Consider the following 23565-nt stretch of genomic DNA (forward strand, 5'->3'; position numbering starts at 1 on the left):
GCCATTCGGCGTATCGGGGCGCTACTCCTTCATGTCCATCACGGGCGTGGGCCGGGTGAAGCCCCGGGTCACTCCTAGCAACCAAACGAAACCGACGGCCAGCCAGCACAGCCCGATGATCAGGGCGGTCGCGGACAGGCTCGTCCACAGCCACACCGTCAACCCGAAACCGATGAGAGGCAGCACCAGATTGTTGATCACCGCGCCGCCGCTGCGCTCGCCCTGATCGCGGAAGTAATGCTTGATCACCGACAGGTTGACCGCCGAAAAGGCCACCAGCGCACCAAAACTGATCAGCGACGCGAGTGTCTCCAGCTTGATCACGACGGCCAGCAGCGACACCGCCGACACCACCAGGATCGCGTACATCGGGGTCAGGTATTTGTGCGACAGCCTGCCGAACACCGGCTGCGGCAGGATGCCGTCGCGGCCCATCGCGTAGAGGATGCGGGCCACCGACGCCTGCGATGTCAGCGCCGAGCCGAGCGCTCCCGCTACATAGGCCGAGGTGAAGAACACCACGAGGAACTTGCCGCCGGCGGCCGACACCACGTCCAGTGCGCCGGAGTCGACGTCGGCGAACTGGTTCGACGGGAACACCAGCTGCGACAGATATGACAGCACGATGAAGATCACGCCCGAGACCAGCGTCGCGATCATGATCGCCCGTGGCACAGACCGTTTCGGATCCTTGGCCTCCTCCGCGAGGGTCGACACCGCATCGAAACCAAGGAACGACAGGCACAGCACCGCAGCACCGGCGAATATCGGACCGGCACCGGGCGCGGTGCCGTCACCACGGAACGGCGCCGCCAGATCGATCGAGCCGGCCTTGGTCACCGCCACCGTCGACAGCACCACGAAGACGACGATGAAGATGGTCTGGGCGGCGATAATGACGAAGTTGGTCCGGTTGACCGAGACGATGCCGATGATGTTGAGCACGGTCACCACAGCGATCGAGACCACCACCCACACCCACGCGGGAACGGCGGGCAGGGCCTGCTCCATGTAGATGCCGATCACCAGATAATTGATCATCGGCAGGAACAGGTAGTCGAGCAGCAGAGACCAGCCACCGAGGAAGCCGATGGGGGCACCGAAAGTCTTCTGCGCGTAGGTATATGCCGAACCGGCCACCGGGTACGCCGAGGACATCCTGGCGTACGACCGGGCGGTGAACACCATGGCCGCGAGCGTGACCACGTACGCCAGCGGGACGCGGCCACCGGTGGTCTGCGTGACGATGCCATAGGTGGTGAACACCGTCAGCGGCACCATGTACACCAGGCCGAACAACACCAGCGACGGCAAGCCCAGAACGCGGTTGAGGTGGTCCTCCGCCTCGGAGGTCGTTGGGGGTCATCGCGTTGCCTTTCACTTCGCGGCCGAATAGACCGGCCGGCCTTGTAGATAGGTGGCGCGTACCCCCACTGCCGGAAGATCCAGCGGCGACACCGTCCGTGGATCACGCTCCAGCCACACCAGATCAGCACTGGCGCCGGGTGCGATCCGGCCCCAATCTTCCTCCGCGAAGGCCTGATACGCCACCGCTGCGGTGTACGAGGCCAGCGCCGGTTCCAGCGGCAGGATCTCTTCGGGCGTCCAGCCCCCCGCGGGCTCTCCTGCCGCGGTGCGCCGGGACACCGCGATGGCGATGCCGTCCAGTGGGGCACCGGATGACACCGGCCAGTCCGAGCCGAATGCCAGTGCGGCACCGGAGTTTTCCAGCGTGCGCATGCGGTACTGCTGATCTGAGCGCTTCTGACCGAGCCGAGGGATGGTCAGCACCGTCATCAGCGCATCCATCTGCGCCCACAGCGGCTGCATGTTCGGGATGACGCCCAGCTCCGCGAACCGGCCGATGTCGGCGTCGTCCACCAACTGTGCGTGCGCGATGACCGGCCGGCGGTCGCGCGGGCCATTGTGCCGCACAACGTATTCGACGGCGTCGAGGGCCTGCCGAACAGCGGCGTCACCGATCGCATGGATATGGATCTGCAGGCCCAGATCATCGACCCGGCGGGCAGCCTCCGCCAGAGAATCGCCCTCCCACAACTGCATGCCGTGGTTATGCAGGCCAGAACAATACGGCTCAAGCAACGCCCCCGTCTCGTTCTCCACGACCCCATCGGCGAAGAACTTCACGGTCTGTGCCGTCAGCAGCGGCGAGCCGGCAGCCCGGACGCGGGCCATGGCGTCGGCGTAATGCGTTACCTGCGAATCGAAATACCGCGGATCGGCGTAGAAGGCGAGGTTGAACCGCATCCGCAGCGCGCCCTGGATGGCCGCCGCGAGGTAGGTGTCCACGTCGGCGGGTTCGACCCAGGCATCCTGCACCCAGGTGACGCCACGAGCCAGGTAGTAGTCGGCGGCGGTCCCGAGCGCCGCGACCCGCACCGCCTCGTCACGGACAGGCATCACCGCGGCGACCAGATCGGTGGCGCCCCACTCGCGCAATGTGCCCAGCGGGGAACCGTCGTCGCGGCGCGGGATCTCGCCAAGCACCGGCTCCGGGGTGTCGGCGGTGATGCCGGCCCGCTGCAGTGCCACCGAATTGACCCACATGGTGTGGTAGTCCCACGCCCGCAACACCACCGGTCGATCAGCTACGGCAGCGTCGAGCCAGCGCGCGTCGAACAGGCCACCCGAGGCCAGACTGCCGTCATACGACGCACCGACGATCCATTCCTGCTCGGGATGGGCTGCGGCATAAGCCTTTACCGCCGCCACGATCTCATCGACCGACGAGCACGGCCGCACCGCAGGCCCCGCTGATTCCAGACCTCCGTACAGCGGATGAGCATGGCCGTCACCGAACGACGGCATCAGAAAGCCGCCCTCCAGGTCGATCTGCTCGTCGGCGGCGTGTTCCCGCGCCCGGTCCCCGACCGCCTGCACCACACCGTCGGAAACCAGCAGCGCATCGGTCGTCGTCATGGGAGTCCAGATCGCTCCACCGTGGAACAGGGTCGGCACGGACGGCACACTACGCCCGGCCGTGCCGTGCGCGCGGGGTTATCGAGACGGCCGCCCGCTGCGTGGAACGCCGCTACCCGGGGCTACCGGCCCGGACGAATCGGGCGGATGCCTCCGCCGTCCCACCCGTTGTCACCGCCACCGATGATGATGTTCAGACCACCGGTGTCGCAGTACCAGTCGAGCTCGCACGGGTACGGGTAGTAGGGGCCTGCGGTCGGCGGTTCCGGGCCGCCGCCGCGCACGGTGCCCTGCGCGCACACCGTGGAACCGCCGGCGTCCACACAGTCGGCCGCGGCAGGCGGAGCCACCGTGACGGCAAACGGAAGAGCCAGCCCGAACATGGCGAACAGCACGCTGCGCCGCATCATGGGATGAGGATACGGCCACCGGGACACAAATATTCGCTATCGACAATTGGCCGCGTGCCGTGACACGGCGCGCGGCAACGGTGTTCGGTGACGACACCGCTGCAAAGCAGTTACTCTGGCTAAGTGCCGACAATTGTGTCCCGGCGGGGGTTTCTGGCTATCACCGCGGGTATGGCGCTCGTGGCCGCATGCAGCACCGAGAAGCCTGGCGAAGTCGCAAAGGACGGTTCGGTCACCGTCCGGCACGTCTTCGGCGAGACCAAGATCCCTGCCCCGCCGCAGCGCGTGGTCAGCGCCGGCTTCACCGGCCAGGACGATCTGCTGGCCGTCGGCGTGGTGCCGATTGCCGTCACGGAGTGGTTCGGTGAGGAACCGTTCGCGGTATGGCCTTGGGCGCAGCCACAACTCGCAGGCGCCCAACCGACGGTGCTGAGCCTGGCAGACGGTATCCAGGTCGACCAGATCAAGGGGCTCAAACCGGACCTCATCATCGCCACCGACGCCGGGCTCGACTCCGACACGTACGCCAAGCTCTCCGAGATCGCCCCCACTGTCGCGCAATCCGGCCAGGACGCCTTCTTCGAGCCATGGAAGGACCAGGCCACCGCCATCGGCCAGGCCGTGTTCAAGAACGACCAGATGACCGGCCTGATCAACGGCGTCGACGACAAGTTCAAGGCCGCGGCCACCAACAATCCGCAGTTCAACGGCAAGAAGGCGGTGCTGCTGGGCGGCACGCTGTTCCGCGACAGTGTTCAGGCCACCCCGCCCGGCTGGCGCACCGACTTCCTGACCCAGCTCGGCTTCACCGTCCCACCGGTCGACAAACTGATTCCCCGGGACCAGATGGCCGCCGTCCTGGACAGTGCCGATGTGCTCGTCTGGACCACCGAGAGCGATCAGGATCGTGACGCGTTGCTGGCCGACCCCACCATCGCCGGCCTGCGGGCCACCGCCCGCAACCGCCACGTCTTCACCACCAAGGACCTGGCCGGGGCCATCGCCTTCGCCTCGACGCTGTCCTACCCGCTGGTGGCCGATCAGCTGCCGCCCCTGCTGGCCCGCGCGCTGGCCTGACAGGCCCGACCAAGAACGGCCTGACAAAATGGCCGCGTGACAAGCACCCAAGAGCACCAGCATCGCGGCACGGCGGCCATCGGCTCCGCCTACTATCCGGTGCTCGTCGCGGTGTTCACGGCGCTGGTGATCATCTCCAACGTCACGGCCACCAAGGGCGTCGCGTTCGGTCCTATCATCACCGACGGCGGGTTCATCGTCTTCCCGCTGACCTACGTCATCGGGGATGTGCTCTCCGAGGTCTACGGATTCAAGGCCGCCCGGCGCGCGATCTTCCTCGGCTTCGCGATGAACATCCTGGCGGCGTTCACCTTCTGGGTGACCATCTACCTGCCGGCCGCCGACTTCTATACCAACGAAGAACACTTCGAGAACGTCGTCCACGCGTACACCCAGCTGATCATCGCCGGACTGGCCGGCTTCATCGTCGGGCAGACCATCAACGCCTGGGTCGTCGTCGCCATCAAGCAGCGGACCAAGGAGAAGCACCTGTGGGCCCGCCTGGTCGGTTCCACGTTCGCCGGACAGCTCGGCGACACCCTGGTGTTCTGCAGCATCGCCGCCGGCGCCATCGGCATCTCGACCTTCAAGGACTTCGCCGTCTACACCGCGCTCGGCTGGTTCTACAAGACCGCCGTCGAGGTGGTCATGCTGCCCGTCACCTACCGGGTGATCGCCTACATCAAGCGTCGCGAACCCACGTACCAGCTCGCGGTGTGAGGCTTCGGTAAGGCAGTTCTGGCAAGGCTCATAGAGCCACCCATTTCCTAGCTACTCACGGGTAGTTTCGGAATATGAGTGTGGCATCTGATGTGGTGGACGCGGTGGTCATGCCCGACGTCCACGAATATGGGAATCACGCGCTGCTGCTCGAGTTCGACAGCACGGCCGACGTTTTGGCGTGGACGGCCCACCTGCACGAGGCCGACCTGCCCGGCGTCGTCGACATCGTCCCGGCGTCGCGCACCATCCTGGTGAAGCTCGCCAGTCCGCGCTATCAACCCGGGGCCCGGCAGCGGCTGAGCAAGCTCGGCCCGGCACCGGAACCGCTCGCCACCGCACCGGTGAGCGGCCAGGTCGACGTGACCATCGACGTCGTCTATGACGGCGCCGACCTGCATGAGGTGGCGGAACTGACCGGGCTGACGCCTGCCGGCGTCATCGCGGCGCACATCGGCACCCCGTGGCGGGTCGGATTCGGCGGTTTCGCACCGGGTTTCGCCTACCTGGTGGACGGTGACCCGCGACTGCAGGTCCCCCGCCGCGCCGAACCCCGCACCAGCGTGCCTGCCGGAGCCGTCGGGCTGGCCGGCGAGTTCAGCGGTATCTATCCGCGGCAGTCACCGGGTGGCTGGCAATTGATCGGGCACACCGACGCCGTGCTGTTCGACGTCGACCGCGAGAAACCGGCGCTGCTGACGCCGGGCATGCGAGTCCAGTTCCGGGCGATCGGCTGAGGGAGGCAGGAAAGACATGACCACCACACTGGAAGTGCTGCGCACGGGCCCGCTGGCACTGCTGGAAGATCTGGGCCGTCCCGGCCTGGCACACATGGGTGTCAGCCGCTCGGGCGCCGCCGATCGTCGCTCTCACACGCTGGCCAACCGGCTGGTGGCCAATCCGGGTGAGCACGCCACCATCGAGGTGACCTTCGGCGGGTTCTCGGCACGCGTGCGCGGCGGCGACGTCGCCATCGCCGTCACCGGTGCCGACACCGATCCCGCGGTGAACGGAATCCCGTTCGGCACCAACAGCATCCATTACGTGCACGACGGTCAGGTGATCTCGCTGGGCGCGCCGCACTCGGGGCTGCGCAGTTATCTCGCGGTGCGCGGCGGCATCAACGTCGAACCGGTGCTGGGTTCCCGTAGCTACGACGTGATGTCGTCGATCGGGCCTACCCCGCTTCAGCCGGGCGACATCCTTCCCATCGGCGAACACACCGACGAGTTTCCCGAGCTGGAGCAGGCTCCGGTGGCCTCGATCACCGACGAGGTGGTCGAGCTGCAGGTGGTACCGGGTCCCCGCGACGATTGGTTCGTCGACCCCGACGTGCTCATCCGCACCAACTGGCTGGTGACCAACCGCAGCGACCGGGTCGGCATGCGTCTGGTCGGCATGCCGTTGGACTACCGCTGGCCCGACCGGCAACTGCCAAGCGAAGGGGCCACCCGTGGGGCCATTCAGGTGCCGCCCAACGGTTTTCCGGTGATCCTCGGTCCGGATCACCCGGTCACGGGCGGTTATCCGGTGATCGGCGTGGTGACCGACGAGGACATCGACAAGCTGGGTCAGGTGCGGCCCGGCCAGACCGTCCGGCTGCACTGGGCCCACCCCCGGCGGCCGTTCGACTGAGCCACCCGGGACCGAACCGAGACACCGTCGGGCATCGCTGGTAGAAAAAGGGTGTGCTTACGCGCGATCCCGGTGCTCCTCATGTCCGCGGAGACCTCGGTGCCCGTCTCCGTGACGTCTACACCGCGCGGCTGGTCCACACCTCCGATCTCGATCACGAGACCCGTGACGGTGCCCGCCGCATGGTCATCGAGGCGTTCGGCGGGGATTTCACCGATGCGGACTGGGAGCACGCCCTCGGCGGCATGCATGCGCTGATCTGCCATCACGGGGCCCTGATCGCGCACGGTGCGGTGGTTCAACGGCGGCTGCTCTACCGCGACACCGCGTTGCGCTGCGGCTACCTCGAGGGTGTCGCGGTGCGCGAGGACTGGCGGGGTCAGGGCCTGGCCACCGCGGTCATGGACGCCCTGGAACAGGTGCTGCGCGGGGCGTATCAGATCGGTGCGCTGAGCGCGTCCGAAGAGGGCCGGCCGATGTACACCTCACGCGGCTGGCTGGCGTGGCAGGGGCCGACGTCGGTGCTGCAGCCCGCGGGCCTGGCGCGCACCCCCGACGACGACCGGTCGCTGTTCGTGCTGCCCATCGACCTGCCCAACGGCGTCGAACTGGACACCACCGCGGAGTTGACCTGCGATTGGCGTGACGGCGACGTCTGGTAGCCGCCTCACACGCAGGCCCCGCAGGCAGTGAGCGGAATTTCACGGCCGGGTCATCGCGGGGAGCGTTCGGGCAATAAACGGTTTCTACCGTTCGGGCCATGCCGAAACTGTTGAAGCCGAATCACATCACCGACTGGGATCCCGAGGACACCGAAGCCTGGGAGAACGGGAACAAGTACATCGCGCGGCGCAACCTGATCTGGTCGGTGTTCGCCGAGCACGTCGGGTTCTCCATCTGGTCCATCTGGTCGGTCATGGTGCTGTTCATGCCGGAGTCGGTCTACGGCTTCACCGCCGGCGACAAGTTCCTGCTGGGGGCGACCGCCACCCTGGTGGGCGGATGCCTGCGCATTCCCTACACGCTGGCGACGGCCACGTTCGGCGGTCGCAACTGGACCGCGTTCTCGGCTTTCGTGCTGTTGATCCCGACCGTGGGCACCATGGTGCTGCTGGCCCATCCCGGCCTGCCGCTGTGGCCGTATCTGGTGTGCGCGGCGCTCGCCGGATTCGGCGGCGGCAACTTCGCGTCGTCGATGACGAACATCAACGCGTTCTACCCGCAGCGGCTCAAGGGGTGGGCGCTGGGACTCAACGCCGGCGGCGGCAATATCGGGGTGCCGATGATCCAGCTGATCGGACTGCTGGTCATCGCGACGGCCGGGAACCGGGCGCCCTACTGGGTGTGCGCGGTCTACCTGGTGGCGCTGGCGGTCGCCGGAATCGGCGCGGCGCTCTACATGGACAACCTCGAACAGCACAAGATCGATCTGGGCGCGATGAAAGCCATTCTCGGCGAACGGGATACGTGGGTGATCTCGCTGCTCTACATCGGCACCTTCGGATCGTTCATCGGGTTCGCGTTCGCGTTCGGCCAGGTACTGCAGATCAACTTCGCCGCGGGCGGGCAGAGCGCGGCCCAGGCTTCTCTGCACGCCGCACAGATCGCGTTCATCGGCCCGCTGCTCGGCTCGCTGTCCCGGGTCTACGGCGGCAAGCTGGCCGACCGGATCGGCGGCGGCCGGGTGACCCTCCCGGTCTTCGGCGGCATGATCCTCGCCGCCGGGCTACTGGTGACGATCAGCATGATCGACGACCACAGCGCCGGCGCGGCCACAGGCTTGATGATGACCGGCTACGTCGTCGGGTTCGTCGCCCTGTTTCTACTCAGCGGACTAGGCAACGGCTCGGTGTACAAGATGATCCCGTCCATCTTCGAGGCCCGCAGTCACTCCCTGCAGGTCGACCAGGAGACCAGGCAGCAGTGGTCGCGATCGATGTCGGGGGCGTTGATCGGCTTCGCCGGCGCGATCGGCGCGCTGGGCGGGGTGGGCATCAACCTGGCGCTGCGGCAGTCCTACCTGGCCAGCGGCTCGGCCAGCACCGCGTTGTGGATCTTCCTGGCCTTCTACGTGCTGGCCTCGGCAGTCACCTGGTTCCGCTATGTCCGCCGGCCCGCCGCGGCAGGCGTCACAATGGTCCCGACAGACCGACACGCCTCGGCAATGGCCGGGTAATGACTTGGAAACACGACGTGCCTTCACTGGACCCCATGACCGAGCCCGACTGGGCACCGCTGACCGGCTTCCGCGTGGCGGTGACCTCCGCCCGACGCGCCGATGAGCTGAGCACGCTGCTGACGCGCCGCGGCGCGACGGTGACCAGCGCGGCTGCCATCACGATGGTTCCGCTACCCGACGACGACGAACTGCGCACCAACACCGAGGCCCTGATCGCCGAACCGCCCGACATCGTGGTCGCCACGACGGGGATCGGCTTTCGGGGCTGGATCGCGGCGGCGGACGGCTGGGGCCTGGCCGCCGAGCTGACGCACGCCCTGAGCCAGGCCCGCATCGTGTCCCGCGGACCGAAGGCCACGGGCGCGCTGCGGGCGGCGGGTCTGCCGGAGGAATGGTCACCGGATTCGGAATCCTCCCGCGAGGTGTTGCACTATCTCGTCGAGCACGGAATCGCCGGCCTGCGAATCGCCGTGCAGTTGCACGGTGCCACCGACGAATGGGACCCGTTCCCGGAATTCCTCGACGAATTGCGAAGCGCCGGTGCGGATGTGATCCCGATCCGGGTGTACCGCTGGCATCCCGCGCCCCGCGACGGCGAATTCGACCAGCTGGTCACCGGTATCGCCGAACAGCGTTTCGACGCGGTCAGTTTCACCTCGGCCCCGGCGGTGGCCTCGGTGTTGATGCGGGCGGCCGAGATGGGGATCGCCGATCAGGTGGTGTCGGCGCTGCGCACTGATGTCCACGCGATGTGCGTGGGTCCTGTGACGGCCCGGCCGTTGGTGCGGCTCGGGATACCGGTGTCGGCGCCCGAACGCATGCGGCTGGGCGCACTGGCCCGCCACATCACCGACGAACTGCCCCTGCTGCAAGCCCGGACCGTCCGGGTGGCCGGGCATGTCCTGGAGATCCGCGGCACCTGCGTGCTGGTGGACGGCGTCGTCAAGCCGCTGTCCCCGGCATCGATGGCGACCATCCGCGCGCTGGCCCACCGGCCCGGCGCGGTGGTGTCGCGATTCGATCTGCTCGGCGCCCTGCCCGGTAGCGGCACCGACACCCACGCCGTGGAGACGGCAGTGCTCCGGCTCCGAACAGCCTTGGGGGACAAGAACATCGTGTCGACCGTGGTGAAGCGTGGCTACCGGCTGGCCGTCGACGAGCCGCACTCCGCGGTGGACGCCGACCTCGCCGGCGCGCGATGAGCCTGGTTCTGGTGGCGCACGGCACCCGCAAGCCAGGCGGTGTGGCGATGATCAACGAGCTCGCCGAACGGGTGGCACAGCTGCTCGGCCGACCGGTCCACGTCTCGTTCGTCGACGTGCTCGGGCCGACACCCACCGAGGTACTCGACGCGCTGCCTGCGGATGCACCCGCGGTGGTGGTGCCCGCGTTTTTGGCCAGCGGCTATCACGTCCGCGTCGACGTGCCCAACTACGTCGCCGCGAGCGGTCACCCGGCGGTGACCGTCACCCGGCCGCTGGGCCCGTGCCCAGGCACGGTCCGGGTGCTGGCCGATCGGCTCGTCGAATCAGGCTGGCGCCCAGGTGTTTCAGTGATCCTCGCGGCGGCAGGCACATCAGACCCCGGCGCTCAGTCCGATCTGCGCCGCACCGCCGCACTGCTGTCAGCCGTTACCGGCGATCGCGTAGAACTGGCCTATGCCGCCACCGGCGCGCCCGGTATTACCGAAGCCGGCCTCACGGATGTCATTGCCGCGCAGCGCCAACGCGGCGACCGCCGCATTGCAGTGGCGTCCTACCTGCTTGCCGATGGGCTCTTCCAGGATCGGTTGCGTGACGCCGGTGGGGATATCGTCAGCGAACCGCTCGGCCTGCACCCCGGCATGGTCCGGCTGATCGCCAACCGGTTCCGCCGCGCGGGCGTGCTGGGCCTGCCGGTCGCGGCGTGAGGCCAGCGCGCGGACGGCGTACGGCCCAGCCAGTACGGCCAGCAACAGCACTGCACCGCCGCCACCAACCGACAGCGCAGCCGTCCGACGCTCGGTGACCAGCCCCTCGCACTGCTCGGCGTAGTCACTCGTCGCGTACGCCGGCCCAGCCAGGGTGTGTTGGTCCAGATTGAGCAGATCCTGCTTGGCCGCAACGTCGTAGGACGGGCGCATGCCGGTGCCGCACGGTATCGGCGCACCCGTGCGGTCGACCACATCAAGGCCGAGCGGCAACATCAACGCAATAACCGAGCCCAGCATCGCCGCTGCACCGAGCAAACCCACCAGCTTGACCATCGAACGTGCAAATATCATCCTCGTCAGCCCCTTTTGAAGCACTCCCCAACGGGATAGTAGCGACGCTCAGCGAACTTTTCTAGTTAGCCAGAGCAAACCGCCAAGACCCACTGGTACCTGTTCAACTGCCGTTCATCTGGATGATCTGCAGCGTGAAAATCGCTTGTACCCGGGTTTTCGACCTGCTAAACATGCGCACCAGCATTCGAGCTGATCACGGCGCTGCGGGGATTTGGGTTGTACTCAGCTATCGTATGTCCGATAGCTGGTCTTTGTTTGCGGGAGCTTGGGTAACGGTGCAGGTAACAACGCTGGGCGGCGCTCGTCGCCCCGACGGTGAGTTCATTCGTGCCAGCAACTAACCCAAAGCCGGCCGAACGGTTGCGGCTGCGCCTGTTGAGCGCGCTGGCGGGCACGCGACGGTCGATGACCACCGCGGAACTTCGTGACCATGTTCACGAACACTTCGCCGAACCGGTCGTGATCGAGGCGGTGTACCGGAACCTGACGGTGTTGGAACGGCGCGGCGACGTCCGTCGCTGTGACGGGCCGGGCCGTGACGCCTACTGGACGGCTGCGGGCACTACCGCGCGATCTGGACGAAGCCGCCGGGCGTGACGCGGGTCCGATAGACCGGTACCGACATCTCGGCGTCGTCGAGGCAGCTGCCGTCGTCGAACGCGAACGCCTGCTTCTTGATGGGCGACTGCACGGTCGCCCGGCCGCCCCGGTCGCCCACGATCCCGCGGGACATCACGGCCGCCCCGGAGAACGGGTCGATGTTGCCCACGGCGTGCAGCGTGCCGTCGTCGAGCCGGAAGAGCGCCACCTGCGACCCGTCCGGCAGCAGCACGGCCACTCCACGGCACGGCATCAGGTAGTCGTACCGGCACGCGGTCGTCCAATCCCACAGCTGCCGCGAGTAGACATCGTTGCGGTCATCGAGCAGTGTCATTTCGAGTCCTCCATGGGTCGGATCGTGGGCATGCCCAGCGCTGTCGCGGTCAAGGGTGCGCTCCGCGCGTCGGCGGCAGGTACCTTGCGCCCGTCGCGCTGCGTGAAGGTGACGGTCGGATCGGCGACGTCAGGGGCGTTGACGAACGAGACGAACCGCGACAGCTTCTCGGGGTCCTCCAGCACGCCTTTCCATTCGCAGGCATACCCGTCGACGTGGCGCGCCATCGCGGCCTCGAATTCCGCCGCGAGTCCCAGCGAGTCATCGCAGATGACATCGCGCAGGTGATCCATGCCGCCGTCGAGGCCCTCCACCCACGGCGCGGTGCGCTGCAGCCGGTCGGCGGTGCGGATGTAGAACATCAGGAACCGGTCGATGTAGCGCACCAGCGTCTCGTCATCGAGATCACTGGCCAGCAGCTGCGCGTGCTTGGGCGTCATCCCGCCGTTGCCGCCGACATAGAGGTTCCAGCCGGTTTCGGTGGCGATGACGCCGACGTCCTTGCCGCGGGCCTCGGCGCACTCCCGGGCGCAGCCCGACACTCCCATCTTGAGCTTGTGCGGGGACCGCAGCCCGCGGTACCGCAACTCCAGGTTGATGGCCATCTGCACGGAATCCTGCTGGCCGTACCGGCACCAGTCGCTGCCGACACAGCTCTTCACGGTGCGCAACGACTTGCCGTAGGCGTGCCCGGATTCCATGCCGCCCTCGACCAGCCGCCGCCAGATCTCCGGCAACTGCTCCACCCGCGCGCCGAACATGTCGATGCGCTGGCCGCCGGTGATCTTGGTGTACAGGTCGAAATCCCTGGCGATCTCCCCGATCAGGATCAGCTGCTCGGCGGTGATGTCCCCGCCGGGCACCCGCGGCACCACCGAGTAGCTGCCGTTCTTCTGGATGTTGGCCAGGAAGTGGTCGTTGGAATCCTGCAGCGAGGCCTGCTCCCCGGAGAGGATGTGCTCCGAACTGGTCGACGCGAGAATCGAGGCGATCGTGGGTTTGCAGATGTCACAACCTTTTCCGGTACCGAACTGGGCCAGCAGCCCGGAGAAGGTGCGGATCTCGGTGGCGCCGATGATCTCGAACAGCTCGGCCCGCGACTGGCTGAAGTGCTCACACAGTGCCTTGGACTGCTCGACACCCTCGGCCTCCAGCAGCTGTTTGAGCAACGGCACGCAGGAGCCGCACGACGTGCCGGCCAGCGTGCACTTCTTGAGCTGCGCGACGTCGCAGCAGCCGCCGGCGATGGCCTCGGTGAGATCGCCTTTGGTGACGTTGTTGCACGAGCAGATCTGGGCCGCGTCTGGCAGCGCGCCGACGCCGAGAGCGCTTGCGCCGGAGCCGGATCCGGACGGGGCGATCAACGCCATCGGGTCGCCGGGCAGCTGCTCGCCGACCATCGGCCGCAGCACGCCGTACGCGGACGCGTCACCGACGAGGATGCCGCCCAGCAGGGTCTTGGCGTCGTCGGAGAGGACCAGCTTGGCGTAGGTCTGGTTGACGGCGTCGTTGACCACCACCTGCAGGCTGTCCGGCGTGCTGCCCATGGCATCGCCGAAGCTCGCCACGTCGACGCCCAGCAGTTTCAGCTTGGTCGACATGTCGGCCTCGGGGAATTCCGCCGCCCCGCCGAGCAGCCGGTCGGCCACCACCTCGGCGCTGGTGTAGCCGGGGCCGACCAGGCCGTAGCAGCGGCCTTCGATCGCAGCCACCTCACCGACCGCGAAAACACTGGGATCTGAAGTGACACAGGCCAAGTCGGTGAGCACGCCGCCCCGTTCGGCGGTGGCCAGGCCGGCCGCGCGGGCCAGCTCGTCGCGCGGCCGCACACCCGCCGCGAAAATCACCACGCCGGCGTCGATCAGGCTGCCGTCGGACAGGCACACCCGCACCCCGCCGTCGATGGACTCGATCGAGTCGGTGCCCACATCGGTGTGCACGGCGATGCCGAGCTCGCCGATCATCCGGACCAGCAGTGCCCCGCCTGCCTCGTCGAGCTGCTGGTTCATCAGACGCGGGGCCCGTTCGACGATGTGGGCGGGCAGGCCGAACTGGCGCAACGCGTTGGCGGCCTCCAGCCCGAGCAGGCCACCGCCGATCACCACGCCGGCCAGGCCGGTGGCGGCGCCCCGCTGGGCGGCGGCGCGGATCGCGTCGAGGTCGTCGAGGGTGCGGTAGACGTGGCAGCCGGGCAGATCGTGTCCCGGAACCGGCGGCACGAACGCGTACGAGCCGGTGGCCAGCACCAGGGCGTCATAGTCGATGCAGCGCCCGTCGCCGGTGCGCACGGTCTTGGCCGTGCGGTCGATCTCGGTGGCCGCGCTGCCGAGCCGCAGCTCGACGCGGTCGTCGCCGAGGTAACCGTTGCCGGGCAGCGCCAGCTGGGCACGGTCCCAGTGCTCGGTGTATCCCGTCAGCCCGACCCGGTCGTATGCCGCGTCGGACTCCTCCGCCAGGATTGTGACGCGCCAGTCCCCCGCGGTGTCCCTGGCCCGCAGCGCCTCGACAAAGCGGTGTCCCACCATGCCGTGACCGACCACGACGACGTTTCGTGTTCCAGACATACCGCGAGGTTAGGGACGCGATATTGCCGAAATGTCGCGCTGTGTGAAGCGCCCATCACGGTGTGCTCACGGCCCTGACCGGCGGTATGTGAGGAGCCTGACCTCAGTGTTCGGCCGAGACGCCCTGCAACGGCTGCGGCAGCGCCGAGTTCGCCGCGGCCACCGCGGCCCCGCTGCGGATGAACTCCACGGCCGCCTCCACCTCGCGAGACAGGAAGCGGTCCTGCCCCGGCCCCGGCACGGTTTCGCGCAGCGCGGCGACGACGGCGCCGGTGGCGGGTCCCGGCTGCAGCGGTGCCCGCAGGTCGATGGCCCGCGCCGCGGTGAGCAGTTCGACGGCGAGCACGCGGGTCAGCCCGTCGAGCGCCAGCCGCAGTTTGCGGGCCGCCGACCATCCCATCGAGACGTGGTCCTCCTGCATCGCGCTCGACGGGATCGAGTCCACACTGGCTGGCACTGCCAGCCGCTTGAGCTCCGAGACGATCGCGGCCTGGGTGTACTGCGCGATCATGTGCCCCGAGTCGACGCCCGCGTCGTGGGCGAGGAACGGCGGCAGCCCGCGCGACCGCGCAACGTCGAGCATGCGATCGGTGCGGCGTTCACTGATGGACGCCAGATCGGCGACGGCGATGGCCAGGAAGTCCAGCACGTAGGCGACCGGCGCACCGTGGAAGTTGCCGTTGGATTCCACGCGGCCGTCGATCGTGACGACCGGGTTGTCCACCGCCGACGCCAGCTCGTAGCCGGCGATGGTGCGGGCGTGGGCGAGGGTGTCGCGGGCGGCGCCTGCGACCTGGGGTGCGCACCGCATCGAGTAGGCGTCCTGGACATACGTGCAGTCGGGACCCACGTGGCTCGCGACGATCGGCGAATTCGCCAGCAGCGCGCGCATATTCGCGGCGGCCACGGCCTGGCCCGGTTGCGGGCGCAGCGCCTGCAGATCGGCCGCGAACACCCGGTCGGTGCCCAGCATGGCCTCGACGCTCATCGCGGCCGTGAGATCGGCACAGCGCAGCAGCATGTCGAAGTCATGGCAGGCCAACAGCAACATGCCGAGCATGCCGTCGGTGCCGTTGATGAGGGCCAGACCGTCCTTCTCCGCGGGCTCGATCGGTTCGATGCCGACCTCACGCATCGCGTCGGCGGATTCGCGCAGATTGCCTGCGGCGTCCCGCACGTCGCCCTCCCCGAGAAGCGCCAGCGCGCAGTGCGCCAGCGGCGCCAGATCACCCGAACAGCCCAGCGAACCGTATTCACGCACGACGGGCGTGATCCCGGCATCGAGCAGGGCCGCCATGGTCGTGGCGGTTTCCGTCCGCACGCCGGTCCGGCCGGTGGCCAGCGTGGACAGCCGCAGCAGCATGAGCGCGCGGACCACTTCACGTTCCACTTCGGGCCCGGATCCGGCCGCATGCGAGCGGATCAGTGAGCGCTGCAACTGCACCCGCTGCTCGAGCGGGATGTGCACGCTGGCCAGCGCACCGAATCCGGTCGACACTCCGTAGTGCGGTTTGACGTCGTGGGCCAGTGCGTCGACGATGGCGCGCGCCTCCGCGATCGCGGCGAGTGCGTCGCTGCCGAGCTCCACACCGGCCCCGTGCCGGGCCACGGCAACGACATCAGCTTCCGAAACCGGTCCCCGGCCAACGGTGACCCGGGGCGGCGTGCTGTTCATCTGATTCTCCCTACTGTGCTGCTGAAGACTCGACGGGCTTGAGGCGTCGTCACGAAACCACGATGACCGGCACCGGAGAGTTGCGGGCGATTTTGGTCGCCGGTCCCCCGACGGGTACTGCGAGGGCACGCTACATCGCGATGAATGCATACAGCAAGTATTCATCTTGCAGTTAGTGTGACTATTCACTTGATATTAATGACCAGTCTTGACAAGACTTCATTCAGAGAGCACATTTTGGGCTAACACCGTCGAATCGAGGGACGATGCCGATAGGGCAGACACCAGCAGCTGCCGCCAGCGTGCGCCGCTGGCTCAACATGCTGATCGAAGGCCGTCAGCTGTCGCCGGCACAGCGACGCGTCGCGGGCTTTCTGCTCGACCACCCCGAGGAAGCGGTGTGGCTCAGCGCCGAGGAGCTGGGCCGCCGCTCGGGCGTCAGCCAGCCGACGGTCAGCCGCTTCGCCTCCGCCCTGGGCTTCGACGGCTACCCTGAGCTGCGCGAACAGGCCAGAGCGCAGGTACAGGAAGAACTACGCGGCACCGGTACCGAAGCCGACTCGGTCAGTGCCCTACGCCGCCTGATCGCGGCCGAGACCGCGAACCTCGCCGAGCTCGCATCCAGCCCATGGGCAGGCGAGCGGATCGAGCGGGTCGGCAGCTACCTCGCCGAATCGCGCCCGCTGCCGGTGCTCGGGCTGCGGGTGTCCAAGCCGTTCGCCGACATCTTCGTGCATTTCGCCGCGAAGGTGCACCCGGATGTCCGGTCGGTTCCTGCCGGTTCTGACGGTGACGACGTACTGGTCAACGCCCGCGCCGCAGGTGCGACGTGGCTGCTGGCCTTCGGCCTGCCGCGCTATCCACGGGCCCTGCAGGAATCCATTCAGTTCGCCCGCACCCTCGGACTGCGGGTCGCCCTGGTCACCGACAGCCCGCTGTGCCCGCTGGCGGGCGAAGTCGACGACCTGCTCGCCGCGCCCGTCGCCTCGACACTGACCTTCGATTCCACCGTCGCGCCGATGGCGCTGACCATGAGCCTGCTTCACGCGGTCACAGAGGCGCTGCCCGAACACGGCCAACGCTGGCTCGAAGAGTTCGACCAGCGCGCGGCAGATCGCAATCTGTTTCTCGATTAGCCACTCCACCAACCCATTTCGATATTCAAGGGAGAGATCCAATGGAAGGCGCCCGTCCCGTACGTGCCCCTCGCGGCACCACCCGCACCGCACGCAGCTGGTATACCGAAGCTCCGCTGCGCATGCTGATGAACAACCTCGACCCCGAGAACGCCGAACGCCCGGACGATCTCGTCGTCTACGGCGGCACGGGACGCGCCGCGCGCAACTGGGCCTCTTTCGACGCCATGGTGCGCACCCTGGAGACCCTGGCCCCCGACGAGACGATGCTGGTGCAATCCGGCAAGCCGGTCGGCGTGTGGCAGACCCATGAATGGGCGCCCCGCGTACTGATCGCCAACTCGAACCTGGTCGGCGACTGGGCCACGTGGCCCGAGTTCCGGCGGTTGGAGAACCTCGGGCTGACCATGTACGGGCAGATGACCGCGGGGTCCTGGATCTACATCGGTACCCAGGGCATCGTGCAGGGCACCTACGAAACCTTTGCTGCCGCAGCCGAAAAACGCTTCGGCGGCACGCTGGCAGGCACCCTGACGCTGACCGGCGGGTGCGGCGGCATGGGCGGTGCGCAACCGCTCGCGGTGACCCTCAATGGCGGTGCCTGCCTGATCGTGGACGTCGACGAGGCGCGCCTGCGTCGCCGCGTCGAGCACCGCTACCTCGACGAGGTCGCCGACGATCTCGAGGACGCCATCAAGAAGGCCGTCGACGCCCGCACCAACAAACGGGCCTGGTCTGTCGGCGTCGTCGGCAACGCCGCCACGATCTTCCCCGAACTGCTGCGGCGCGGCGTACCCATCGACCTGGTCACCGACCAGACCAGCGCACACGACCCGCTGTCATACCTGCCGGAGGGCATCGACCTCGACGACTGGCACGACTACGCCGAGAAGAAGCCCGACGAATTCACCGACCGCGCCCGCGAATCCATGGCCACCCAGGTCCAGGCCATGGTCGAGTTCCAGGACGGCGGTGCCGAGGTCTTCGACTACGGCAACTCGATCCGCGACGAGGCCCGCCTCGGCGGCTATGAAAGGGCCTTCGAATTCCCCGGTTTCGTCCCCGCCTACATCCGCCCACTGTTCTGCGAGGGCAAGGGCCCGTTCCGCTGGGTCGCGCTGTCGGGCGATCCGGAGGACATCTACACCACGGACAAGGCCATCATGGACCTGTTCCCCGACGACGACCGCCTACACAAGTGGATGCGCGGCGCCCGTGAGCGCATCGCGTTCCAGGGTCTGCCCGCCCGGATCTGCTGGTTGGGCTACGGCGAACGCGACAAGGCCGGCGTGCTGTTCAACGATCTGGTGGCCAGCGGCAAGGTGTCGGCGCCGATCGTCATCGGCCGCGACCACCTGGACTGCGGCTCGGTGGCCAGCCCCTACCGCGAGACCGAGTCGATGCTCGACGGATCCGACGCGATCGCCGACTGGCCGCTGCTCAATGCCCTGACCGCCACCTCCTCGGGGGCGGCGTGGGTGTCGATCCACCACGGCGGCGGCGTCGGTATCGGCCGGTCCATCCACGCCGGGCAGGTCGGCGTCGCCGACGGGACTCCGCTTGCGGCACAAAAGCTTTCCCGCCTGTTGACCAACGACCCCGGCATGGGCGTGATCCGTCACGTCGATGCCGGCTACGAGCGGGCCGAGGAAGTCGCGAAGGAACGCGGCGTCCGGATCCCCATGCAGGAGAGCTGATGAGCCCCGCACGCGAGGAGGACCAAATACACCAGCTGAATGACAGGTTCGTCTCCTTGTGGGCGTCGCTCGCGCCCATCGGCAGGGACCCGGGCAGCGGCGGGTACCGCCGGTTCGCCTGGAACGCGGCCGATGGCGAGCTGCGTGCCTGGTTCATCGACCAGGCCAAGCAGCGCGGCCTCACCTACGAGGAGGACCGCAACGGGAACCAGTGGGCGTGGTGGGGCGAACCCCGCCCCGACTCCGTGGTGACCGGAAGCCATCTCGACAGCGTGCCCGACGGCGGCGCGTATGACGGTCCGCTGGGCGTGGTTTCGGCCTTTCTGGCTGTCGATGAGCTACGCGCGCAGGGCGTCGAGCCCACCCGCTCGCTGGCGGTGACCAACTTCGCCGACGAGGAGGGCGCCCGGTTCGGCGTCGCGTGCATGGGTAGTCGGCTGCTGACCGGCGCGATCGAACCCGACCGGGCCCGCGGGCTCAAGGACGCCGACGGCGTCACCCTCGGCGACGCGATGCAGGCCGCAGGCGTCGATCCCGCGCGGCTGGGCCGTGACGAGCAGGCACTCGAGCGCATCGGCGTGTTCGTGGAGCTGCACGTCGAACAGGGCCGGGCACTGGTGGACATGGACGCCGCGGTCGGGGTGGCGACAGCCATCTGGCCGCACGGCCGGTGGCGGTTCGAATTCCTCGGCGAGGCAAACCATGCCGGCACCACCCGGGTGGACGATCGCGTCGACCCCATGTTGCCGTTCGCGACCAGTGTGCTGGCTGCCCGGGAAACCGCCACCCGCACCGGGGCACTCGCCACCTTCGGCAAGGTCCTGGTGATCCCCAACGGCGTCAACGCGATTCCTTCGGCGGTGCACGGCTGGCTGGATGCCCGGGCGGCCGACGACACCGTGCTGGAGAAGTTGGTTTCCGAGGTCACAGCCGCCGGTGAGGATGCGGCCGCCGCGCACGGCGCCACGTGCACGGTGACCCGCGAATCCTATTCTCCTGTCGTCGGTTTCGACGACGCACTGCGGGACCGGATCAGTGCGCTGCTCGACGACGCACCGCAGTTGCCCACCGGCGCAGGCCACGACGCCGGGATCCTCTCGGCACACGTGCCGACAGCGATGCTGTTCGTGCGCAACCCCACCGGGGTGAGTCACAGCCCGGTCGAAGACGCCTCTGACGACGACTGCGTGGCCGGAGTGGTGGCGCTGACCAAGGTGCTGAAGGAGTTGGTGAGCCAGTGACGCGGTATTTCGCGGACTATGCCTGGCTCGGTGGTGATCAGGTCAGCGACCGCGTGCTCATCGAGGTCGACGGCGACAGGATCACGTCGGTATCGGCCGGGCAGGACCGCCCGGCCGACGCCACCCACCTGACGGGCGTGACCGTTCCGGGCCTGGCCAACTCCCACAGCCACGCGTTCCACCGCGCGCTGCGCGGGCGCACCCACCGCGGTGGCGGCACGTTCTGGACCTGGCGCGAGGACATGTACGCCGTGGCCGGCCGGCTGGACCCGGACTCGTATTACGTACTGGCACGCGCGACATACGCCGAGATGGCTCTCGCCGGCATCACCTGCGTCGGAGAGTTCCACTACGTGCACCACCGCCCGGACGGCACGCCGTACCCCGAGTCGAATGCGTTGGGCGAGGCACTCATCGCCGCGGCCACCGACGCCGGTATCCGTATCACCCTGCTCGATGCCTGTTATCTGACAGGTGGTTTCGGCACCGAGCTGCAGGGCCCGCAGGTGCGGTTCACCGACGGCACCGCCGCCGCGTGGGCCGAGCGGGTCGAGCGGCTCACCGCGACACCGCAGGCCCGCATCGGCGCCGCGATCCATTCGGTGCGTGCGGTTCCGGCAAAGCAGCTGGGCACCGTCGCCGACTGGGCCAGGGAGCATGGCGTGCCGCTGCATTTCCACATGTCCGAACAGCGGGCCGAGAACGAGGCCTGCATGGCCGCACACGGCTGCACGCCGACCCAGCTGCTGGGTGAACACGGCGCGCTGGGATCGCTGTCGACCGCAGTGCACGCCACCCACCTCACTGATGGCGATGTCGCCGCATTGGCTGATTCGCGCACCTACGTGTGCATGACGCCGACCACCGAACGCGACCTCGCGGACGGCATCGGCCGGGCGCGGGATCTCGCGACGGCGGGCACCCCGCTGACCTTGGGCAGCGACAGCAACGCCATCGTGGACATCTTCGAAGAAGCCCGCGGCATGGAGCTCGACGAGCGGCTGCGCACCGAGCGGCGCGGACACTGGCCTGCGGCGGAGCTCATGCGCGCCGCAACCTCGGACGGGCATGCTTCGTTGGGTTGGCCCGAGGCCGGCCGGCTGGAACCGGGTGCGCTCGCAGACTTCGTCACGGTCGGGCTCGATTCGGTCCGGATGGCCGGCTGGGATTCCGGAACGCTGTTGGAAACGCTGGTATTCGCCGCGTCCGCTCCTGACGTGACCGATGTGGTGGTCGGTGGGCGCCGGGTGGTCAACCGACGTTCACACACTCAGATCGACGACGTTCCTGCAGCACTTCATGATTCGATTAGGACATTGACCTCATGAGTAGTCTTCTGATCGACAACATCGGCGCCCTGGTCACCAACGATCCGGCTCAGCAGTCCGGGCTGGTCGGCCTGATAGAGGATGCCGCAATCGTTTTCGACGACGGCGTGGTGGCCTGGGTCGGACCGCGCACCGGTGCGCCGGACGCCGACGACCGGGTGGACGCCGACGGGCGGGCCGTCATCCCCGGATTCGTCGACAGCCACAGCCACCTGGTGTTCAGCGGCGACCGCTCCGCTGAGTTCGCCGCCCGGATGGCCGGAAAGCCCTACAGCGCAGGTGGAATCAACACGACGGTCAACGCCACCCGTGCGGCGAGCACCGACGAGCTGCGCGCAAACGTCGCGCGCCTGATCGCCGAGTCGCGACGCTCGGGCACCACCACCAACGAGTGCAAGTCCGGATACGGGCTCACCGTCGACACCGAGGTGCAGAGCCTGCAGCTCGCCGCCGAGTTCACCGACGAAATCACCTTCCTCGGGGCCCATCTGGTTCCGCAGGAGTACGCCGACCGGCCCGACGACTACGTGGACCTGGTGTGTACGGCCATGGTCGACGCGTGTGCGCCCGCCGCCAAATGGATCGACGTGTTCTGCGAGCGGGGGGCGTTCGACGGGGATCAGACCCGGAAGATCCTGACCGCCGGGGTCGAGCGGGGCCTGATCCCGCGCGTGCACGCCAACCAGCTCGGGCCGGGGCCGGGTGTGCAGATCGCGGTGGAGTTCGGTGCGGCGTCTGCCGACCACGCGACGTTCCTCGATGACGACGACATCGCCGCATTGGCTTCCGGCACCACCGTCGCGACCCTGCTCGCGGCCACCGAGTTCGCGACCCGCACGCCGTATCCGGATGCCCGGCGGCTGCTCGATGCCGGTGTCACCGTGGCGCTGGCCAGCAACTGCAACCCGGGTTCCGGCTTCACCACCAACCTGCCGTTCTGCATCGCAGTGGCGGTTCGCGACATGTTCATGACCCCCGACGAAGCGCTATGGTCGGCGACCATGGGTGGGGCGCGGGCGTTGCGCCGCACCGACGTCGGGCATCTGGGCGTCGGCGCCCGCGCGGATGCGGTTCTGCTGGACGCCATTTCGCATGTGCACCTGGCGTACCGGCCCGGCGTGCCGTTGGTCGGGGCGGTGTGGCGGGGCGGCGAGCTGGTGGCAGGTAGCGTCGGGGACCGCTCCTCGTGACACTGCGGGTGCAACGGTTCGCCACGCACCAGCGCATGCCGTGGCGCAACGGCGGCGGGGTCACCTACGAACTGGCCCGCAATCCTTCCGCCGCGAGCGACGAATTCGACTGGCGTATCAGCATTGCCGAGGTATCGGCCTCCGGCGCTTTCTCGGCGTTCCCCGGGGTCGACCGGATCATCACGCTCATCGAGGGCACCGACATGGTGCTGACCGTCGACGGAGTGCGGCACCGCCTGCAACCGTTGGAGCCGTTCGCCTTTGACGGCGGCGCCGACACCGCAGGGGAAGTTCCCACCCCGACCCGCGATCTCAACGTGATGACCCGGCGCGGTCGGGCCACAGCGGAACTCGACGTGATCCGGCTGCGCGACGGCACCGAGGTGTCGGTGGGCCCGGCCGAACCGCTGGTGCTGGTCGCGCTGTCGGGCACCGTCGCGGTGTCGTCGGCCGCGCAGGACCGCGTCGAACTGGGCGCACTGGACGCCCTGCGCTGGACCGGACCGGCGCTCGCAATGAGCGGGTGCGCCGCGGTGGCGGTGGTGCGGGTCCGGTCGGCGCAGCGCTGAGGCG

21 protein-coding genes are annotated in these 23565 nt (G+C 68.1%); 15 read left to right on the forward strand and 6 right to left on the reverse strand.

The features are described from left to right. Positions 1-21: 21 nt before the first annotated feature. The 3 genes from BTO20_RS34385 to BTO20_RS34395 form a co-directional block, all read right to left on the reverse strand. Positions 22-1314, reverse strand: a complete 1293-nt coding sequence (locus BTO20_RS34385; RefSeq protein ID WP_269770311.1) for an APC family permease — start codon at positions 1312-1314, stop codon at positions 22-24. Positions 1315-1377: 63 nt separating this feature from the next. Next, a complete protein-coding gene (locus BTO20_RS34390) occupies positions 1378-2940 on the reverse strand; it encodes an amidohydrolase (protein ID WP_087083087.1) in 1563 nt (520 codons plus the stop codon). Between the two features lie 122 nt (positions 2941-3062). Beyond that, positions 3063-3347: a hypothetical protein gene (locus BTO20_RS34395; protein ID WP_064945139.1), complete on the reverse strand. Its 285-nt coding sequence runs from the start codon at positions 3345-3347 to the stop codon at positions 3063-3065. A 126-nt stretch (positions 3348-3473) separates the two neighbouring features. Here BTO20_RS34395 and BTO20_RS34400 point away from each other — a divergent pair, with 126 nt between their 5' ends. From BTO20_RS34400 to BTO20_RS39640, 9 genes are all read left to right on the forward strand, one after another. Beyond that, positions 3474-4427: an ABC transporter substrate-binding protein gene (locus tag BTO20_RS34400; protein ID WP_087080707.1), complete on the forward strand. Its 954-nt coding sequence runs from the start codon at positions 3474-3476 to the stop codon at positions 4425-4427. 36 nt (positions 4428-4463) lie between these two features. Beyond that, positions 4464-5147, forward strand: a complete 684-nt coding sequence (locus BTO20_RS34405) for a queuosine precursor transporter (protein ID WP_087080709.1) — start codon at positions 4464-4466, stop codon at positions 5145-5147. Positions 5148-5221: 74 nt separating this feature from the next. Further along, positions 5222-5884 (forward strand): 5-oxoprolinase subunit B family protein, encoded by a 663-nt coding sequence (locus BTO20_RS34410; protein WP_198344171.1) that lies wholly within the window; start codon positions 5222-5224, stop codon positions 5882-5884. 16 nt (positions 5885-5900) lie between these two features. Further along, complete coding sequence (locus BTO20_RS34415) at positions 5901-6782, forward strand: 5-oxoprolinase/urea amidolyase family protein (RefSeq protein ID WP_087080711.1); 882 nt, start codon at positions 5901-5903, stop codon at positions 6780-6782. Positions 6783-6913: 131 nt separating this feature from the next. Then, positions 6914-7444 carry a GNAT family N-acetyltransferase gene (locus tag BTO20_RS34420; RefSeq protein ID WP_087083091.1) on the forward strand — a complete coding sequence of 177 codons (531 nt, stop codon included), beginning with the start codon at positions 6914-6916 and terminating at the stop codon, positions 7442-7444. A 98-nt stretch (positions 7445-7542) separates the two neighbouring features. Then, positions 7543-8958, forward strand: a complete 1416-nt coding sequence (locus BTO20_RS34425; protein ID WP_087080714.1) for a nitrate/nitrite transporter — start codon at positions 7543-7545, stop codon at positions 8956-8958. Positions 8959-8993: 35 nt separating this feature from the next. Further along, a complete protein-coding gene (locus tag BTO20_RS34430) occupies positions 8994-10163 on the forward strand; it encodes a uroporphyrinogen-III synthase (protein ID WP_087080716.1) in 1170 nt (389 codons plus the stop codon). Further along, positions 10160-10870: a sirohydrochlorin chelatase gene (locus BTO20_RS34435; protein WP_087080718.1), complete on the forward strand. Its 711-nt coding sequence runs from the start codon at positions 10160-10162 to the stop codon at positions 10868-10870. The genes BTO20_RS34430 and BTO20_RS34435 overlap by 4 nt, the downstream gene beginning before the upstream one ends. 211 nt (positions 10871-11081) lie before the next feature. Next, entirely contained in the window at positions 11082-11243 is a 162-nt protein-coding gene (locus BTO20_RS39640; protein WP_157680402.1) for a hypothetical protein, read from the forward strand. A gap of 546 nt (positions 11244-11789) precedes the next feature. On the opposite strand, the gene nirD is transcribed toward BTO20_RS39640, so the two are convergent. The 3 genes from nirD to hutH all read right to left on the reverse strand — a co-directional run bounded on the left by nirD (position 11790) and on the right by hutH (position 16400). Next, on the reverse strand, positions 11790-12161 hold the full coding sequence (gene nirD / locus BTO20_RS34445) for a nitrite reductase small subunit NirD (RefSeq protein WP_087080720.1): 372 nt from the start codon (positions 12159-12161) through the stop codon (positions 11790-11792). Further along, complete coding sequence (nirB, locus tag BTO20_RS34450; protein WP_087080722.1) at positions 12158-14725, reverse strand: nitrite reductase large subunit NirB; 2568 nt, start codon at positions 14723-14725, stop codon at positions 12158-12160. Before nirB ends, nirD begins: the two co-directional genes overlap by 4 nt. Before the next feature lie 103 nt (positions 14726-14828). Then, positions 14829-16400 carry a histidine ammonia-lyase gene (hutH, locus tag BTO20_RS34455; RefSeq protein ID WP_087080724.1) on the reverse strand — a complete coding sequence of 524 codons (1572 nt, stop codon included), beginning with the start codon at positions 16398-16400 and terminating at the stop codon, positions 14829-14831. 266 nt (positions 16401-16666) lie between these two features. On the opposite strand from hutH, the gene BTO20_RS34460 reads away from it, so the two are divergent. The 6 genes from BTO20_RS34460 to BTO20_RS34485 are packed head-to-tail and all read left to right on the forward strand — an operon-like array spanning position 16667 to position 23561. Beyond that, a complete protein-coding gene (locus BTO20_RS34460) occupies positions 16667-17536 on the forward strand; it encodes a MurR/RpiR family transcriptional regulator (protein WP_087080726.1) in 870 nt (289 codons plus the stop codon). Between the two features lie 41 nt (positions 17537-17577). After that, positions 17578-19233 carry a urocanate hydratase gene (gene hutU, locus BTO20_RS34465; protein ID WP_087080728.1) on the forward strand — a complete coding sequence of 552 codons (1656 nt, stop codon included), beginning with the start codon at positions 17578-17580 and terminating at the stop codon, positions 19231-19233. Next, a complete protein-coding gene (locus BTO20_RS34470) occupies positions 19233-20474 on the forward strand; it encodes an allantoate amidohydrolase (RefSeq protein WP_087080730.1) in 1242 nt (413 codons plus the stop codon). The genes hutU and BTO20_RS34470 overlap by 1 nt, the downstream gene beginning before the upstream one ends. Then, positions 20471-21802 carry a formimidoylglutamate deiminase gene (locus tag BTO20_RS34475; protein ID WP_087080732.1) on the forward strand — a complete coding sequence of 444 codons (1332 nt, stop codon included), beginning with the start codon at positions 20471-20473 and terminating at the stop codon, positions 21800-21802. The genes BTO20_RS34470 and BTO20_RS34475 overlap by 4 nt, the downstream gene beginning before the upstream one ends. Further along, positions 21799-22992: an imidazolonepropionase gene (gene hutI / locus BTO20_RS34480; RefSeq protein ID WP_087080734.1), complete on the forward strand. Its 1194-nt coding sequence runs from the start codon at positions 21799-21801 to the stop codon at positions 22990-22992. Before BTO20_RS34475 ends, hutI begins: the two co-directional genes overlap by 4 nt. Beyond that, on the forward strand, positions 22989-23561 hold the full coding sequence (locus tag BTO20_RS34485) for a HutD/Ves family protein (RefSeq protein ID WP_198344173.1): 573 nt from the start codon (positions 22989-22991) through the stop codon (positions 23559-23561). Before hutI ends, BTO20_RS34485 begins: the two co-directional genes overlap by 4 nt. Positions 23562-23565: the final 4 nt, after the last annotated feature.

It is taken from the genome of Mycobacterium dioxanotrophicus (assembly GCF_002157835.1).
In the GTDB taxonomy this organism is placed as follows: Bacteria; Actinomycetota; Actinomycetes; order Mycobacteriales; family Mycobacteriaceae; genus Mycobacterium; species Mycobacterium dioxanotrophicus.